Below are 16,954 nucleotides of genomic sequence, written 5' to 3'. Positions count from 1 at the left end.
AACGAAAATGAACCAAAAATTTAAACTGTTCCGTTATGAAAAAATCACACTATTTAGCATCCATTCTTTCGCTCTTAACCACTTCGCTTTTTGCTCAAATTGGTGGCATTGAAGATTCAGTTAACGATGTAGGCGACACTATCCGAACTATTTTTCCAATACTTCTCGGTGTAATCTTCCTTGTAGGTTTCCTGTTTAACGCAGGACATTTTTTTGGGGAAAATGCAGATTTAAAAAAGGGGATTACCCGAGTTTTAGTATTTGTATTGATTGCAGGTGCAGTAGTCGGAATCTTTACTTACCTAATAGGAATCGTTGTATAAATGAAACGGTTCGAAGTCTATAAAAACATCAGGAAAAGGGCGGTCATTTTTGGGCTGCCCATTTCCCTGTTTGCTTTGATGATGGTTTCTATTTTGGCTTCGTTGCTCATCATCATCTTCTCTTTCAGCTTTGGGATAATAATAGGTGTGTTGGTTTTCAACGCTTCCCTTTATGTGGCGCTGACGAGAATAGCCCACAATCCACAACTATTCCAAATGGCTAAGGCTTTTCCAAAAATCATTAGTAACAAAAGAAATTCTGGCTTCGATTATGAACAAGATTAACCTTTCGGCATATCAACCCATCGTAGATATTCAGGACAATATCGTATTTGCCAATAATGGCAATGTTATTTTGTGCTACAAAGGAAATCTGCCGGAAATATACTCGTTGTCTGAAAAGGATTTTGAAGATATGCACGGTGCTTGGTTTCAGGCATTAAAGTCTTTGCCAGTTGGTACTGTGGTTCATAAACAGGATATCTACTTGAAGAAATCCTATTCTTCAGAACAACTTCCGAATTCCACCTTTTTGGAAAAAGCTACCCACGAGCATTTTAAAGGTCGTGGACATATCGAGCACAGCTGCTATTTGTTCTTCATATTGACCAAAAATAAGGCACTCAACAATCCGAAATACGTCAACCCTTTCAGAAAAGTTTCAAAAGGAATCGTACAGGAACTGGATGACAATATTAAAAGCTTTGTAAACTCGGTTAGCGATTCGGTTTCCTTCATCAATAATAGCCGAAAGATGGATTTTGTTTCGCTTAAAGCGGAAGAGATACAGCAACTAACAAGTGCCTATTTCAATGGCTTTAATGAAGGCTACGATACCGATATTTTACTGGACAAAAAAAGCGTCAATATTGGCGAAAACCATTTTGATGCCCTGGCCATCAACAGCGAACTGTGCTTTGGGGAAAGTGTACAGAGTAGCAAAACCAATGAGAAATTCACTTCTGACGATTTTGTGTTTCATCAAGGGTTTATTGATGGTTTAGGGCTTACGCTTAATGAGAACCATATCGTCAACCAAATCCTATATCTCGATGACAAACAGAAGTGGCGCAAGCTACTGGATAAAAAGATTGAAGAACTCAATAAAAGTTCAAATTTCGGTTCACAGAATAAAGTGGTTTTAGGGAAAATTCAGCACATCCTTGACCAAATCAATGCCGATGATAATGCACGCATTATTCGTGGTCATTTAAACATTGTGTATTGGGATAAAAACCCTGAGAATCTAAGTCGAATCGGTTCAAAAATAAAGACCGAATTTAAGGAACTGGATATCATCCCATACTATCCCAGAGGCGAAGAACGTAAAAATTACATCCTGAATAGTTATTGCTGTTTCTCATCTAACTTCTCAAATAATAATTTATACGTAACAGATTTAAAGCACGCACTTTGCCTGTTCATCAATAACACCAATTACAATTCTGATACTACCGGAATCATCTTTAATGACCGTGAACATAACATTCCTGTTCTTAAGGATGTTTGGGATGAAAAGAAGAAACGAATAAAAGCACGGAACTTCGCCATCTTCGCACCAACAGGCGAAGGGAAATCCTTTTTGGCCAATAACATCCTACGCCAATTTTTTGAAAGTGGTGTTCGGTTGGTTATCATAGATTTGGGTGGCTCTTACACCAAGTTTGCCAAACTCTATCCTGAAAAATACACGGTGCTTCGCTACGAAAGTGGAAAGAACTTAGGCATCAATCCTTTTTACATAAGTGATACCAATGACCTTACACCGGAACGATTGGAAGACTTATCCGTTTTCTTGTTTGAACTCTTTGCTTCGGATTTAAAAGTAAACAAAGCACAATCGGTATCAGTTAAAAAGATATTGCGCCATTATTACGATAGCGTTTCTGAAAATCACTCTTTAGATGGTTTTTACAGCTTTATAGAAAGGAATCAGAACGACCTTCTGAGCAACCTAAAAATCCATCCCGACTACTTCAATGTCACGAGCTTTTTGCACGTAATGTCCGAATATGTCGGCGATGGTCTATATAGCTTTCTGTTTGAAGTAAGTGAAGACCAAACCTATAAAATAGAGGACAAACGCTTGATAGTCTTTGAACTGGATGAAGTCAAAGACAACAAGGAAATCCTGTCTGTGATGCTCAAGCTCATCAAGTCTGCCATTCAAAGAACCATCTGGAAGAATCGTGCTGAAAAGGGAATCATCCTTTTTGATGAGTTTGCCAAACAACTGAAATTTGAAAACGTATTGGAAAGCGTGGAATTTTACTATCAAGCCATCCGTAAACAGAATGGTGCGATTGGGATTATTCTGCAATCCATAAATCAGCTACCGAACAACTCAACTTCAGCGAGTATTCTTGAAAACACCCAAGTCATTTACAGCCTGAATAACGAAAAGGGCTATGACGAATTGGTCAAAAGGCTTAACCTATCGAGCCACGACCTGAACCAATTAAAATCCATCAAGAACAATCTTTCAGGACCGCGCAAGTACACCGAAATGTTTATCAAAATTGGCAGGGAAAGTAACATTTTCCGTCTCGAAGTTCCGAAGGAAGTATATGCCGCCTATTTGACCGATGGACAGGAAAACGAAGAAATAATGAAGCTCTACAACCAGCATCACGATATGCAAAAAGCAATAATTCAATTCACATCTAAAACATAATAGTATGAAGACAAAAATCAAAATTTTAGTAATGACGGTAGCCCTGACCTTATTTATTTCAGGCAATGCCAATGCACAGGGAATGCCCACTTATGACAATACCAATTTTATCAGCTTGGTTAAACAGCTTATAGAATCAGGTAAACAGACAGCACAAATGATTAAGTCTGTGAAGTTCTTAAAAGATGCAAAAGAGGCAATAGAGAAAGTGTCAAGCGTTGTTGAGCAACTGAGAGCAGTTGAGGAAATTGGACAGAATAATCAGCGTCTTATCAACGTAATGCAAAATGATTTACAGGATATTTTGAATTCGCCTTACATCAAACCCGATGAAGTTTCAAGGGTTGTGGAATCGTTTGACGCCATAGTACAAAACTCATTGGACACAGTAGATTTTATTGATGAAGTCCTATCCAGCGATTACCTAAAAATGAGCGATGCCGAACGTGCTGAAATCCTGAAAGCAAAAGAGCAGGAATCCAAGCAAATGGTTTCCAACATTACAACCAAAACCAAACGCTATCGTGACATCATTTCCTTTAGAAAAATGCAGGATAAAGTCAATAATCGAGAAACCGAATACTAAAAATGACGGCGACCATTCTCTTAGGAATCGGACTGGAATACATCGATACCGTTTTCCAGACCATACAGGCCAGCGACTTTTCGCAATACACGATTGCGGGAATGAAAACGCTCGCTGTCCTGTTCTTTCTGGTCAATATCCTTAAAAAGTACAACGAAGGCATTGCAGATAAGGATGGCTATACTTGGGGATTGAGTCCAGGCGAACTGGCAAAGAATTTTGCCATTGTCATTTTGGTCATTTTCTCAACGCAAGTATTAGGCTTTTTCGATGGCATCTTAGTTGCCATTGAAGGACAATATCGAGGAACTGCACCAGCCTTATTGCCATTGCAAATGCAGGACATTCCCATTGAAGAGGACGTGAGTATCATCGAGGTTGCCCAAGCTGCTATGACGCTCTTGTATGAAGCTTTGGTTACACCGCTTTACGGATTCAAAATATTTGCATTTATCATTAGCCTGTTCCTCTGGATATTGGATTTATTCATCTATCCATTGTTTTTGGCAGAACGCTTTTTTCTACTCGGAATAATGCAAACTTTTTTTCCCTTGGTCATTAGCCTTGCAGTCTTTGAAAAGTTCCGTTCGTTAGCTTACACATTCTTCAAGCTTTATGCTGCGGTCTATATGTTAGTACCTGCTTTCTTTTTAGTAAACGTCTTTGTGAATGCACTCTACACGGAAATCAACACCAATTTTTGGGTCAATTTGTTTGGAACCGATACAGGTCAAGGCTTTTTTGCACCTGTGGTTCAATTAGGTTCGGTAGGGTTTATTGTTTTCTTGAAGTTCAAACTGTATAAACGCGCCACATCTTTTACACTCAGACTATTTACCAACTAAATCCATTCAGAATGAAAACACCATATAAAAAAATTTACAACGTCCTAAAGCTGAATCGATTTATCGTTTTAGCAGTTGTTGTGTGTGCGTTGCTGTCCAGCACATTTTCGGTTTGGATGGTATTCAACACCAATCAAAAAGCGCTCAATAGTGCCTTTGCCATTAATACAGATGGCAGTATCATTCCGCTGAAGCTCGTGACCCAAAAGGAAAATTTTCGGGTTGAAGCTTTAGCACATTTGGATCTCTTCCATAACTACTTCTATAACATCGATGCCAGCAATTACGAACGCAACTTGGAAAAGGCGTTGTGGTTGGGCAATAGTTCCGTGGACAATCTCTACCGCCAGAAAAAAGCCGATGGTGTTTACAACAGATTGCTTCAGTATTCCTTGGTTCAAAAAGTTCTGAGTATCGATTCAAGGATAACCGAAAACAATGGCTCGTACAATTTTACAACTACCACCATTTTTGAAATCAATAGAGGTACAATCATCGACACCTATGAATTGGTTTCCACCGGAAACCTGATTATGGTTGACAGAAACTTTCCCAACAATCCACACGGATTGTTGATTACCAACTATTTCGAGAACACCTTGAAAAAACTGAACGATGAAAATTGAGCCGATAATCGGCATTTAAAAAAACACGATTATGAAAGTAGAAAAGAATAAAATAGTATTTGCTGCGGTATTGGCCGTGATTTTCATATTCCTTATTTCCTATTCGGTAATGGTAATGGGCGATGATGAAAGTGAAACTGAAAACCTTAAACAGACTTTAGTGCCAGATTTGGAAGAGGACCAAAAAGAATATGATTCTAAACTGGATGCGATTAACGACCTAAAAAAAGTACGTGAAAACAATGCACCCAGCATCTATGATGAAAAGCTGATTGATTCCTTGGGGTTTTACGACCCAGACCTTCCGGAACGCGAAAAAGAACGTATCGTAGATAGCATTTATGAAGCAGGCAAGATTCAATATTCAGAAAAGCGATACCAAAATTTGGGACAGAGAAGAACAGTTCGCCAAGTGGCATCAACAATCGATTCTGCTGAAGTGAAGCGGGAACAAAAAATTGAAGCGAAAGAATTGGGCTTGGAACATCAATTGTTCTTTGCCGCTTCGCCCAAACCCAATGAAGTTTCAATCATCGGCAATACAGATGAAACTATTTACGTGGTGGTAGATGGCGACCAAGTCGTAAAAGCGAATACCCGATTGCGAATGCGTCTGACCAAATCGGCAACAATAAACGGTAAAAAAATGCCAAAGAACACACCTATTTTCGGTTTTATCAGCTTTCAGCCTAATCGGGCTTTAATTGAAATTGAAAACATAAAGCACCATCCCACAAAACTCAAAGCTTTTGATTTATCTGATGGTAGTGAAGGCATCTACGTACAGAACAATTTTAGAGCAGAAGCTACTACTGAAGTGTTGGATGATATTATTGGCGACATCAACATCCCTACCGTTCCGCAAGTAGGTGGCGTAACAAAGGTGCTCAGACGTAGCAACCGCAATGTTAAAGTAACCGTCCTGAATAATTACAAACTCATCTTAAAACCGAAATTATGAGCCCATAATGGGCATTTAAAACGCACTCTTATGAAAAAGTATATCATTATTTCCGCACTTATTATTGTTTCCGCTTTCGCACCTCGACTTTGCTCGGCACAGGCAACAGAACAACAGCAACCCATACCACTTGATACAATCTATGCCAACGACACCAAAAATGTTGCGCTATTCTTCCCAGAACCCATACGACAAGGCATAACGGGTTCAGATAATTTTGTTTTTACTTATAACCGTGAAAAAGAACAGTATTTTGGACTTCTTCAAGCAAAGCCTGGGAAGGAAAGTAATTTGCTGGTAGTCAACAGAAATGGTTCGATTTTTTCGTATATTGTAAGGTATAAAAAACAGCTTTCTAAGCACAATTATTTCATTCCGCTATCCAATAGTATCGGTAATGAAAAACCGATTGTAAAGGATTCGGTTCTTGTTGAATCTTCTGAAGAACTTGTAGATAACAGCACCTATTATTACCAGAAATTCTGCTCATATCTTCTCAATAGAAAACAGCGCATAGCGCGAATCAAGAAACGAAACGAAGGTATTATCTTGACCGTAGAGAACATTGTTTTTGATAAGGATGAGCTCTATTTCGTTATCGAGATTGAAAATAATTCTACGTTGGATTACAATTTGAATTTCTTGAACCTGTCTATTGAAACGAGACAAAAAGGGAAAAGAAAATCATTGCAACGACTGTATCAAGAACCGATATATAAACATAGTCTGCCGTCCAAGATTAAGGAAAATGAAATGGCTCGATTTGTTTATGTGTTGCCCAAATTTTCATTATCCGATGACCGTAGGGCAATTTTGGAATTGAATGAAAAAGATGGCGAACGTAATATAGAAATGAAATTATCGCATAGATATATTAATAACCCAAATTAGTAATGTTATGAAAAGATTAGTCATTTGCTCGCTCGTACTGTTATTTCTTTCTTGTTCAGAAAGCACAACAAAATCCCCTTCTGAAATTGCCAAAGCTGTTGCGTCAAGCTTTTTCTCAAAAGATGAATCAGCTTTAAAAAAGCATACCACTTCTGAAGGCTATGCCAGTTTGATTACTGTACAGAATATGATGCCAGATTCTGATAAAGATATCAAGGTAGAAATTTTAGACGAAGCTGTTGATGGCGAAATTGCCTGGGTAAAATACAGCACGACCTATGATGGAAAAACAGGCATTTTCAAACTGACCAAGGCAAACGGTCAATGGAAAGTTACCAGTAAAGGTCCGAGGGAAAAAGGGCCTTTTTAAAAGACTTTTTTTAATTTTTATCGAGATTGATTTCCCAATAGCCTCTTGTATCGCCTTGACGTACCAGAAAACCTTTATTCTTGATAGCTGTAATATGTTTACCAACAGCAGATTCGTTAATACTCAAAGCTTCAGCTATTTCATTATAGGTTATGGAAGGATTAGCCACAATAAGTTTAAGTACTTCTTTTTGTCTTTTAGTTAGAGCTTCAGTCACATCAATTACACCACCTATTGCACCACCTATTACACCACCTTTTTGACCACCTTCTTCAACCACAGTTTCTTTAGCGCTAAAAGTCATTCTAAGGAAGTTGTCCGAAAAGCCAAAACTCTCTTTGCCATAGTATTACAAAATACGAGGGATGCCAGAACCCAACTGTTCCACAAGTTCCAAATCCTTAAAAATCCGCATCAGTTCTTTATTCCGTGGAACTGAAAAGCCCTCGAAAAATTCCTGTTTGCTCAATCCTTCCGGAAGACCGCCTGCCGAAGTGATTTCAATTCTATCCGCAAAGATTTCAAACTTTGGGGTAATCTCATTGGTATAATCATTATGTACAAATGCATTGATGATGGCCTCGCGCAATGCGATGGGATTCCAAAGGTTTGCTTGTTGTCTTTCCTTAGCCGTTATTTTAGTGTTGGTTCGGTTCTCGACAGCAATTTTATCTATCACTTGCTTAGTGGCTTTGACCAAACATTCGTGACCATATTCGTTGCTTTCTATCAAGTCTGTTCGGGTTTTGCCCGAATACTTGGCTACTTTAATTGAAGTGTTATTCTTATCTGCCAAGAGATAGCCGGCATAATTGAATGCGCCGTTTTCGGTCAATAGTTCCAAGTTCTTTGCAAAAGCTTTACCAAGGGTATGACCCGATTCCTCGTAGTAGATTTTCAACTGGCTAAAGCTTAAATCTTGACGACCCGCTTTAATTTTGCTGATGGAATTTCGGGTGCGCTTGGCAAAGAGCTCGTCAATCATTTTTTGTGGCATCGGTTCAGCTGCTGAACCTAAGCGAATAAAACAACCCTTTTCACTCATCCCATATTTTTTGAGATGATAGGGTTTTTCAGGACCGCTCGCCACAATAACTTTCAGGATGTTTTTACCATCTCGTTCCTCACTCACAATATCAAACAAACCCAAAGCTGAAGGACGGATATTGTTCTTTAACCTGTCTTTAATTTTTAATTGGTCGCCATCCGCATCAGCCAGACCGTAAGTGTTCCCTTCCTTATCAATACCGATATAGATAATGCCGCCTTCACGATAGTTCAAAAAAGCAATGACCTCTTTTTCAAGTCCATCGGACAGTTCTCGTTTGTATTCTATACGGTTTGTTTCGGTCATTATTTAATAAAAAAATCTGGCAGTAAAGATAATGATATTAAATTGTGGGAATAGGTTTGTCTGCCTTCCATAAGTCTCCAAGAATCTTGAAACTCGAAAAAAGAACAGCAATAGAAGCTTAACGACAGGACACAATAACTAAGTGTTGCTTTAGTGCTTTATTTCATCTGCCATCCACACACCATATTTTTTCCATAGTTCATACATTACTAACCATTCCGATATCCAAGGAACCACATCTACGAAGTTCAAGTCTAAATCTCGTGGCATATCCTTTGGGTAGTACAAGCACAAACTGTTCCCTGGGTATAAGTGTGGGGTTTTTCCAAATTGGATTTGGCTATCATTAAGAATAAAAACCCTTTCCTTTCTGTAAGTGTCATTGATATCATGACTAATTAAAATCTCATATTCTTTTTTGCATCCCTTTGGTTTTATCTTACCCTTACCCAATAGTTTACCATCTTTGACAACTGTTTGCAACCAAGGAAAATTTTTATCGACCAATTCTTTTTGGATATATGCAGCTATATAATTTTTTGAAGATAAATTGTTGGGGGCTTTTTTAATATCTAATTCAATACCACCATAGTTTCGATGTGGCTTGCTTTCATATCCATTGTTTTTCGTAATATTTCCCTTTGGGTCTACGTGATTTTTTCCAGACATAATTGTAAGACCAGCTTTTTCAAGCGTATCTACTTTACCCTTGGATAAATTTTCTAACTGGGCTTTTAAAATAGTTTTAGTTCTTGTACTACCAAAGAGTTCTTCAGCTACTCCAAAATCCCCTTTTTTAAGTCGCTCCCATTTTTCCTTATAACTTTTAGCAAAAGCAATAAATTGATTATAAAACTCCTTATCCTTGTCCCACTTATCCGTAAAATCTTCCTCTGGATTCACAGGGTTTAATACTTTAATTCTCTTGTAAATTCCGCGATTTTCAAATAGTTGTTGATAGTCTGAGTAATTGCTTATAATGCGATTCAGAACATTATCTATGGTTTCATATATTGATGGCTCTCCTTGATAAAATTGTCCAAAAATTGTAGTTAAAACAATACTTGAAGTTCTGTGCTTTGGATTATCATCAAAAAATATGTCGCGATAACGCTTAGTTAGCTGAACCGCTCTCTTCAAAGGTTCTTTTGAATAAAAATCTTCCTCTGGCAAATCTTCTTGTTCAGCTTTTGCTTCAGGTAAAGTGACAAAATTTTCGTACGCCTTTCTTAATAAAATGGGTTGGCGAACATCTTTAGCTATATCCAAAAACCAACCTATATAACCTTTTGGAAATGTAGATGTCCAAGATGCCAATTCACGATCTGGCACCATCAATTTATCCTCGTTCTCAATAACAATACATCCTGGAAGGATATCCAAATGAAAATCGCCAGAATAATTTATTCTTGCACATCTGTTTTTGGGAATTAACTTAGGACGATAAACATCATTGCCTCTAAAAACTCGAATTAAATGATTGTAAATTTCTGAGGAAGTATAGTTATAGAACAAATCTCTAATATGGACAACTATGTCCAAATCAAATTCATCTTTACCATAAGGCTTTGTAGTGGTACCTATTGCCTTTGAACCTTGCGGATATACCACAAAATCGACCTTTGAGAAAAATACTGGGTCTGCTTTTAAAACATCGTAAATGGCATTGTAGGCAGATTCCATTCTGTTGGATCGGGAATCATCCAACTCAAGTGATTCTGCCATTCTTGCGAGTAGGTCTTCTCTTTGGAAGCCTTGATTGTATAAGTATTCTTGAAAGTTCATCTATATTGTAAATTTGGTGTGTTGTCCTATTTTTAATTTATGTTCATTAAAACATTCCTTTTCAATTTCGTCCTTTGTGACAAATGCATAATGCTTAGTAAAAGTCTTTTTTGCCAGTAGTTTGTTCAACTCTTCAAATTGCTCAGGACTGAGTTCTATCTGAAATATGTCGTATATGAGAGTATGGTATTGTTCGCTTTTGAACCTATTTTGCTTGCTAAGAATGTTCTCGTGCGAACACAAATACTCAGCACGTATTGTTTGAAAATTTTCTTGACTTACAATTTTAGTTTCCAACAGTTCTTCATAAAACTCTCGCCATACTCCAGTCTCTCTATCTTTTCGAGACTTGAACCATCGGATTATTTCTGGAACGTATTTTGCCTTTACAAAAAAACGTAAATCATCAGGGTTTTTCTTGTCAGATTTCGGGTGTGCTTCCCACTCCTTATATATATCCTTATTCCCTATGATTTTATAAACTCCTCCCACAGGCTGGTATTGGTCAACCTTTGACCCTTTTACCAGAAAATATCGTTCAGCACCTGAGAGTTTTATTCTCATTAGATAACTTAATGACACATAGGTTTCCTTGTTGGGAATAAAAACAGAACACCTCACGGCGGTCAAAAAATACTTACCTTGGCATTTGATGGTTTCGTAAATTCCCAACGCGCAGGTTGATAAAATAGCGAAAGCACAAGTAACGAGTATTTCTTTATGGAAATCTGTTACTGGACTTAAATAGAAATATCTATAGACTAAATAGCCTACAGCAATAAATAGCACAATTACGTACCCGAAAAACCTCTTTAGCTCCTTACTCATCTGTGGCAATCAATTTTAAGAAAACAGCACTTGCCAAAATGACAAATCCAGTAGTGACTTGACTGCTTTCCAATCTTCCAAATTGCACCCAATTTGCAAAATGCTCACAGTTAAAGCTTATTAAGCTGTATCTATGCCCTAATTTTGAATAAGCCCGATTGACAGCGTCATTACGCTGAAGGTATGAGCCATTAAACCTTCTAACACCAGTTGGCTCGTACTCTCTTAAGAGCTTCATTAGCTCGTAATAAGATAATTCTTTTACACCATCAGAGAGATTTCCTATGAAAATGTTTTTCCCAACATATACAATGTAATGGTTTAGGATTCGTCCTAAGCCTTTGCGTTTTTTAGCAACTATTACATCGCCAGCAAAGAGTATAGGTAGATTGGGTATTATGTTAATCATATTTCTATTTTTCTTTTCTGACTCCTTTAAATTTACCGCCGGATGTTTTCACGTCCATAAATTGACCATTGTCAGCATTTCTTTTTACATACAAATTTGTCTTTGGGTTAAGTACTTGAGACCTTTGCTTTACAGCCCCTTTTCGGGCATTATCCCCTATTGGTTTATTTTTTGCCATATTAGTATTTGTTAAAAATTTTGTTAGTTTTGCTTTTGCGTGTTACTACCACCCTCAGTACGCAAAACCATTCCCAACGCTTTTGCGTATAAGTAATGAAAGCATTGATGTCCAATTGGAATAAACTTAAAGATGAACCTACATTAAGGTTAATAGAAATGTTTCAGGACAATAAGAGCACTGAATCTCAAAAGGAAAATGCTTTTCACGCAATTTGTTACAGATTTAAGGATGATGTTTTAAAAAGAAGTGAAATAGTTTGTAAAAGGTTTGGTCACGACATTACTGTTGCGGAACAGGTTACAACAGCAACATTTACATCATACGCAAAAAAAGGTGGCTTTCTTATTCAAAAAGCTAACCAACAGGATGTAGATGATGCTTTTAAAAGTTATTTGTTTAAAATAGCAAAGAATGAACTCACTAATTATTATCGAGAAGAGCAAAGAAAAAAGAATTACCCTTATGATGGAACTGAACGTATTATCACAGAACTCCCAGTTTTAGAAGGGATGAAGTTAAGTATTGAACAGTCAATTATTTTAAAGGCAATAGAATCTCTTACTCCTTCTCAACGAACAGTTTATCTAACTTATAGTCAATATGAGAAATTAGGGTTCAACCTTCCAAAAAAACTTTTACAGGAACTTCGCCAGCAACTTGGTGATATCTCGCAAACAACTATTCGCACTTATAAAAAAGAAGCTTTTGACAAGATTAAAAGCTTTACTGAAGTAATGAAGTTAACTGAAGAATTATCCGATGGAAAAATCTAAAATTGACGAAATATTGGTTTCTTTAGGCTTTGGTTTTCCCGAAAGTAAGAATGATAATATTGCATTTGAAGAAACTTTTGAAAAGTATCAATTTGAAGCTGATGCTAATAAAATAGACTCAGAAAAGATTTTAAAAAGCTTAAAACCTAAAAAAAAAGTAACTAATATAGACTATCATCGTAGAACTGTATTAGCTGCCGAAATTGTATACAAACTTCATAAGGAAAATACATTAGGGCATTTGAAACTTCAGAAATTGATATATCTATGTCAACATTCCGCTCAGATGGATTTATATACTAACTTTCTAAAACAAGCTATGGGCCCCTATGATAACAGGCTTATGCGGTCACTCGACAAACAATTTAAAGTAAATCAATGGTTTCAATTTTCAGGTGGGGAATATTTAAAATATCAACCACTCTCAAAAATAGGTGGTCACAGAGAGTGGTATGAAAAATATTTTTCAAATCAGCTTTCTGAAATTGAGTTCATTATAGAGAAATTTAGAATAACAAAAACCAAAAGGGTCGAATTAATTGCTACTGTGTTTGCTTGTTGGAAAGAAATCATTGAAGAAAAGCAGCTTTTTAACAATGAAATTTTGATTAAAAAATTCTATAATTGGCATCCTGATAAATCGAAATTTTCTAAACAGGAAATAATCGACATTATTGAGTGGATGAAAAATGAAGGTTTCTATCCGAAAATCGACCTCGCCTCTTCATAAACTCTCTCAAAATTAGCTTCCAAATCAGCCTGATAAAACTGCTTTGATTCCTTCGGAAATTCTCTTTGAATATTAGCCAATTTAAACTGCACTTTCTTATCCTTTCCATCAGCATAGGTTATGAATTCGCCCTGTTTTAATCGAAAGAAAACGTCTGCTCTTATCTTCGGTATCTCTTTTTCGCCCGTTGTTATTCGCGTATCAAAATCGAGGTTATGTCCACGACTTATACTTTTGGTTGGGTCTTTAATAATTTCAAAGAAACGCTCGTAATATTTGGCAGTATCAGGGTCGTTGACCTTGCCAAAAAATTGATAAGAAAGATTGCTCAATATGGCTTTGCTTGCCTTATCGCCATACATCATATCGTTCTGTATTTTATCCTGCATCACGTAAATAGTAGCGATGTCATAACTACGCAACGTTGCAGGAATACGGTACATATTCAACAGACGAATCGTAGGTGCTTCTTCCATCAGCAAGAACGACGGTTTGGAATTTCTTACACTCATTTGTTTAGTAATGGTGTGAATGATTGTGGCAATTACTGGCGAATAGGATGTTTCATATTTTGGGTTGTTTACTACTGAAATTATTGCAGGATTTTCCTCGCTATTGATATTCAATGGGACTTCGTCTGCGGATAGTGCCATAAAAATACGCTGTGTACTAATTCGTTTCAGGGCATTTGCCAGAGTACTTTTTACTCCAGCGGTCTGCCTGTCCGAATCCTTACCACTAATAAAAGCATCTGCCATCGCTCTCGATGTGGTATTTGTTTCCAAAAACTGGATAAGGCTATCCGTATCGAGCATTTGATAAATGGCTATCAAATGTGGTAGTGTACAATATTTGGGATAGTCGGTTTTCAGTTTCCAAATCAATCCACCTATCAAGCCTTCAGCGGCATCGTTAAAGAATTTTGTTGTTCCAGTAGTCCCGCTTTCCCTTTGTTCCAAAAGGTTTTCAATCAGCACCCTTGAAACCTCATTTACGCTTTCCTCATTCTCTAAATAGCGTGGCGCAATAGGATTTACCCTATGGATGATTTTATCAAAGGAAATGACCTTAAACGGAATATCGCTATCCTTGAAAAGCGGATACGCCATTTCGGTCAGCTCAAAATCTTTATAGTCGTGGATTATTCCACAAAATTTCTCTTTTCGGAAGTGTTTTAAAAAGCCATAAACAACGCTTTCTGTTTTACCGCTTCCCGCAGAACCTATTATGGATGCGCCCCTTTTGATATTATCCAATTTGAAATTTCCCTTGGTGGTTGCAAATTTGACTTGGTACTTGCTATCGCCATTCTGTAAGGTTTCAGTTTTATGCAGAAAGACATACAACCCTATATTAATTAGCATTAGAGGACACACCAGATAAAGTAATATCGATACTAATTCGTTCTGTTCAGTTAAATAGAAAATTAAGCAGGAAAGCATTAAGAAATTGAAGAAAAGTGCATACTTGCTCACTCGAAACATCGCATAGAAAACAGTACTGGCCACACCAATAATTGAAAGTATCGTAATGAGATTGTCTATTTCCATACCCTAAATTCCTATTGAACTTGATTTGATGGCCACTTCAGCACCACGTCTTAACCGTTTGAAAACCCGAAGCGCAATTTGTGCTTTACTAACTGGAATACTTGGAACAATTGGCAAGCCACTTTTGGCAATCATTTTGAAAGCCAAAGCTTTTTCATTGGCTGGTAATTTCATCAAGGCAGCGAAATAGAGATTCGAGTTCTTTACAAAATCCTTTCTTGCTTTGTAGGTTTCAGCAAAGTTGCGTTTGTAGCCAAAAGTTTTGTCAAACGTTTTTTCCGCTTTCGCGAAAAAGGCATCTCTATCAAAACCACGCTTTACCTTTTTGCCGTGCATTTCAACTTCGGAAGCTTTGTGTTTACTTCCTGGGGAAAGACTGACCGAATTTGAAGCATCCTTTCTGCTCACGATGATATGGATATGACTTTGGTTTCCATCTTTCGCCATTCCCTGGACAATTCGTTTTCCATTTTGTTGATGTGGTGCTTGGCGTTCCAATTTGGCAATTTCCTTTTTCATCCTTTTAATATTCCCTTCAGCTCGTCCTTCTTGAATGTTTCTGATTTCGGTTTTCAGCTGAAGTATTTTTGTAGCAAAAGGTTGGTTCTCTTTAATTTGAAAATCTGTTCCTTTAAAGGTTCGTTGATGTTCAATTTTAGCGAAGTATTTTATGTCATCTATGGTTATGGGTCGTCCGTGGATTTCTCGATTGAAGCTGGCAACATAATCTTTCATCAGCTCACGAGTATAGGTTTTTAAATCTTGACTACTGTTCTGAAGTTTTCGCAGTTCATATTTTGATGGGCTGACCGTAATCGAATAAAACTTGGGTTCTTTCTTTTTCAATTTTGCGGTGTTTCCATCGATTTCTTTGACCACTTCTTCTGCGGAAATTTCATCGCCATATTGGTTGAAAAAATGTTCCATTTCGTGCTGTTCCAAACCTTGATTTTCCTTTTCCAAATAGCCTACAAAATCTGCTGAACTTTGTGAATAATTAGTACCCAATTTTTGAGGTGTGATTGTGATGTACATAGTTCAAATATTTAGAGTTGGTTGCTTTGATTTTTCTTTTCTCGAAAGCGGACTTCCTTCTTTTCTTCGGCATATTTCTTTTCTACAATCAGCGGTTTTTTGGTTGGCTCTTCCGTTTCAAAAAGGGATTGAATCATAGCCACCGTAGGTTTGGTTTGTGTCTTTTCTACGTCTCGCATTATGGCAATAACCGCATTGATTCTTTTGAGTAATTTAGCCTCAATGGTACGTCCAGTTGGTCCTAATTTTTCCTTTGGCGATATTTCGTTGTAGAAGAAAAAATCGAGCATCGTGGACATCGCCTCGGTGTGCGATTTGAAGTACGTGCGTGAGAACGTTTGGAAACGTTTTGCGGTTTCCTTTTTAAATCTAATTCCAGTAAATGAGTCCATATTTCGCCGATTTGTCGCAAAATCTTCCCTAAAAATGGGCGTTTCCAGCCCGTTTGTCGCAAATTGTTGATTGTAAGGAAATTATAAATTATTCAAGTCGCTGGTAATCAGCTATTTGAAAACGAAAAGGAATACGAAACATCGCGCAGCGTGTTACCCTCTTGCTATTCCTTTTCGTCACGCGCAAGCGTGACAAAAATCCATACAATCCGGCTAAAAAGCCGATTGCCATTTTCAGGGAAAATGATTTTCCGATATGTTATTTTTCGATGTGTAAGGTTATCGGCGAAAGTCGAAAAGTGGATAACCCTACGTAATTTTGAATGCTGAATTTCAGCAAAATAAAGATACGTTTTTTTCTTGACTTGGATTTGTTTCAAAATAAAAACACCCCTGAAATTTCAGAGGTGTTCCACATATAATTTTAATGTGTCAGATATTGAAAACATAATCGTAGGTGTATAGATTTTTAATCATTTCTTCATCTATTAACTTTTCATAATCTGCACCAGTTTCGTCAACATATTTTTGAATAGATTCCCCAAAAATATGTGTAACGTGTTCTCTCGAAACCTGTAAGAGTTCCTCTTGTTTTTCCTCGCTCAAATCTTGAAATTTAATGTAAATCATAACTTCAAAAT

At 37.2% G+C, this 16,954-nt stretch carries 19 protein-coding genes and 1 pseudogene; 10 read left to right on the top strand and 10 right to left on the bottom strand.

Features of this window, described 5'->3' with window-relative positions:
• Positions 1–35 precede the first annotated feature (35 nt).
• Positions 36–323: a hypothetical protein gene (locus DFQ03_RS03535; protein WP_031427463.1), complete on the top strand. Its 288-nt coding sequence runs from the start codon at positions 36–38 to the stop codon at positions 321–323.
• 17 nt (positions 324–340) lie between these two features.
• On the opposite strand, the gene DFQ03_RS18755 is transcribed toward DFQ03_RS03535, so the two are convergent.
• Complete coding sequence (locus DFQ03_RS18755; RefSeq protein ID WP_164076250.1) at positions 341–484, bottom strand: hypothetical protein; 144 nt, start codon at positions 482–484, stop codon at positions 341–343.
• Between the two features lie 110 nt (positions 485–594).
• Here DFQ03_RS18755 and DFQ03_RS03525 point away from each other — a divergent pair, with 110 nt between their 5' ends.
• The 7 genes from DFQ03_RS03525 to DFQ03_RS03495 are packed head-to-tail and all read left to right on the top strand — an operon-like array spanning position 595 to position 7,276.
• On the top strand, positions 595–2,997 hold the full coding sequence (locus tag DFQ03_RS03525; protein WP_133671638.1) for a TraG family conjugative transposon ATPase: 2,403 nt from the start codon (positions 595–597) through the stop codon (positions 2,995–2,997).
• A gap of 4 nt (positions 2,998–3,001) precedes the next feature.
• Entirely contained in the window at positions 3,002–3,583 is a 582-nt protein-coding gene (locus tag DFQ03_RS03520) for a conjugal transfer protein (protein ID WP_133671637.1), read from the top strand.
• Positions 3,584–3,585: 2 nt separating this feature from the next.
• Positions 3,586–4,428, top strand: coding sequence for a hypothetical protein (locus DFQ03_RS03515; protein ID WP_133671636.1), 843 nt, complete (start codon positions 3,586–3,588; stop codon positions 4,426–4,428).
• Positions 4,429–4,439: 11 nt separating this feature from the next.
• Positions 4,440–5,054, top strand: coding sequence for a conjugal transfer protein TraK (locus DFQ03_RS03510; protein ID WP_133671635.1), 615 nt, complete (start codon positions 4,440–4,442; stop codon positions 5,052–5,054).
• 31 nt (positions 5,055–5,085) lie between these two features.
• Positions 5,086–6,015 carry a conjugative transposon protein TraM gene (gene traM, locus DFQ03_RS03505; protein WP_133671634.1) on the top strand — a complete coding sequence of 310 codons (930 nt, stop codon included), beginning with the start codon at positions 5,086–5,088 and terminating at the stop codon, positions 6,013–6,015.
• A gap of 30 nt (positions 6,016–6,045) precedes the next feature.
• Positions 6,046–6,906, top strand: a complete 861-nt coding sequence (locus DFQ03_RS03500) for a DUF4138 domain-containing protein (RefSeq protein ID WP_133671633.1) — start codon at positions 6,046–6,048, stop codon at positions 6,904–6,906.
• Positions 6,907–6,913: 7 nt separating this feature from the next.
• Complete coding sequence (locus tag DFQ03_RS03495; RefSeq protein WP_133671632.1) at positions 6,914–7,276, top strand: hypothetical protein; 363 nt, start codon at positions 6,914–6,916, stop codon at positions 7,274–7,276.
• 10 nt (positions 7,277–7,286) lie between these two features.
• Here DFQ03_RS03495 and DFQ03_RS03490 read toward each other — a convergent pair.
• The 5 genes and pseudogenes from DFQ03_RS03490 to DFQ03_RS18750 form a co-directional block, all read right to left on the bottom strand.
• Positions 7,287–8,630 (bottom strand): annotated as a pseudogene (locus DFQ03_RS03490) (RNA-binding domain-containing protein).
• A gap of 150 nt (positions 8,631–8,780) precedes the next feature.
• Positions 8,781–10,415, bottom strand: coding sequence for a nucleotidyltransferase domain-containing protein (locus DFQ03_RS03485; RefSeq protein WP_133671631.1), 1,635 nt, complete (start codon positions 10,413–10,415; stop codon positions 8,781–8,783).
• The gene (locus DFQ03_RS03480) at positions 10,416–11,243 is read right to left on the bottom strand and encodes an SMODS-associated NUDIX domain-containing protein (protein ID WP_133671630.1); all 828 of its coding nucleotides are present in this window, start codon (positions 11,241–11,243) and stop codon (positions 10,416–10,418) included. It lies immediately after the preceding gene.
• Positions 11,236–11,652: a lecithin retinol acyltransferase family protein gene (locus DFQ03_RS03475; protein ID WP_133671629.1), complete on the bottom strand. Its 417-nt coding sequence runs from the start codon at positions 11,650–11,652 to the stop codon at positions 11,236–11,238. Before DFQ03_RS03475 ends, DFQ03_RS03480 begins: the two co-directional genes overlap by 8 nt.
• A 4-nt stretch (positions 11,653–11,656) precedes the next feature.
• Entirely contained in the window at positions 11,657–11,830 is a 174-nt protein-coding gene (locus DFQ03_RS18750; RefSeq protein ID WP_166637428.1) for a hypothetical protein, read from the bottom strand.
• A gap of 95 nt (positions 11,831–11,925) precedes the next feature.
• Between DFQ03_RS18750 and DFQ03_RS03470 the strand changes: the two genes are divergently transcribed.
• Both DFQ03_RS03470 and DFQ03_RS03465 read left to right on the top strand, forming a co-directional pair.
• Positions 11,926–12,606, top strand: a complete 681-nt coding sequence (locus DFQ03_RS03470; protein ID WP_133671628.1) for an RNA polymerase sigma factor — start codon at positions 11,926–11,928, stop codon at positions 12,604–12,606.
• Positions 12,593–13,336: a hypothetical protein gene (locus DFQ03_RS03465; protein ID WP_133671627.1), complete on the top strand. Its 744-nt coding sequence runs from the start codon at positions 12,593–12,595 to the stop codon at positions 13,334–13,336. The genes DFQ03_RS03470 and DFQ03_RS03465 overlap by 14 nt, the downstream gene beginning before the upstream one ends.
• Here the strand turns inward: DFQ03_RS03465 and DFQ03_RS03460 are convergent.
• The 4 genes from DFQ03_RS03460 to DFQ03_RS03445 all read right to left on the bottom strand — a co-directional run bounded on the left by DFQ03_RS03460 (position 13,306) and on the right by DFQ03_RS03445 (position 16,943).
• Complete coding sequence (locus tag DFQ03_RS03460; protein WP_133671626.1) at positions 13,306–14,886, bottom strand: type IV secretory system conjugative DNA transfer family protein; 1,581 nt, start codon at positions 14,884–14,886, stop codon at positions 13,306–13,308. The genes DFQ03_RS03465 and DFQ03_RS03460 overlap by 31 nt on opposite strands.
• A gap of 3 nt (positions 14,887–14,889) precedes the next feature.
• Complete coding sequence (gene mobB / locus DFQ03_RS03455; protein ID WP_133671625.1) at positions 14,890–15,921, bottom strand: MobB family relaxase; 1,032 nt, start codon at positions 15,919–15,921, stop codon at positions 14,890–14,892.
• Positions 15,922–15,932: 11 nt separating this feature from the next.
• Positions 15,933–16,313: a BfmA/BtgA family mobilization protein gene (locus tag DFQ03_RS03450; protein ID WP_133671624.1), complete on the bottom strand. Its 381-nt coding sequence runs from the start codon at positions 16,311–16,313 to the stop codon at positions 15,933–15,935.
• A 432-nt stretch (positions 16,314–16,745) separates the two neighbouring features.
• Complete coding sequence (locus tag DFQ03_RS03445) at positions 16,746–16,943, bottom strand: hypothetical protein (RefSeq protein ID WP_116772143.1); 198 nt, start codon at positions 16,941–16,943, stop codon at positions 16,746–16,748.
• Positions 16,944–16,954 lie beyond the last annotated feature (11 nt).

The sequence above is a fragment of the Maribacter caenipelagi genome, assembly GCF_004364175.1.
GTDB lineage: Bacteria > Bacteroidota > Bacteroidia > Flavobacteriales > Flavobacteriaceae > Maribacter > Maribacter caenipelagi.
Note: the sequence above shows the minus strand (reverse complement) of the source record. Positions and strands in the feature narration are given on the sequence as shown.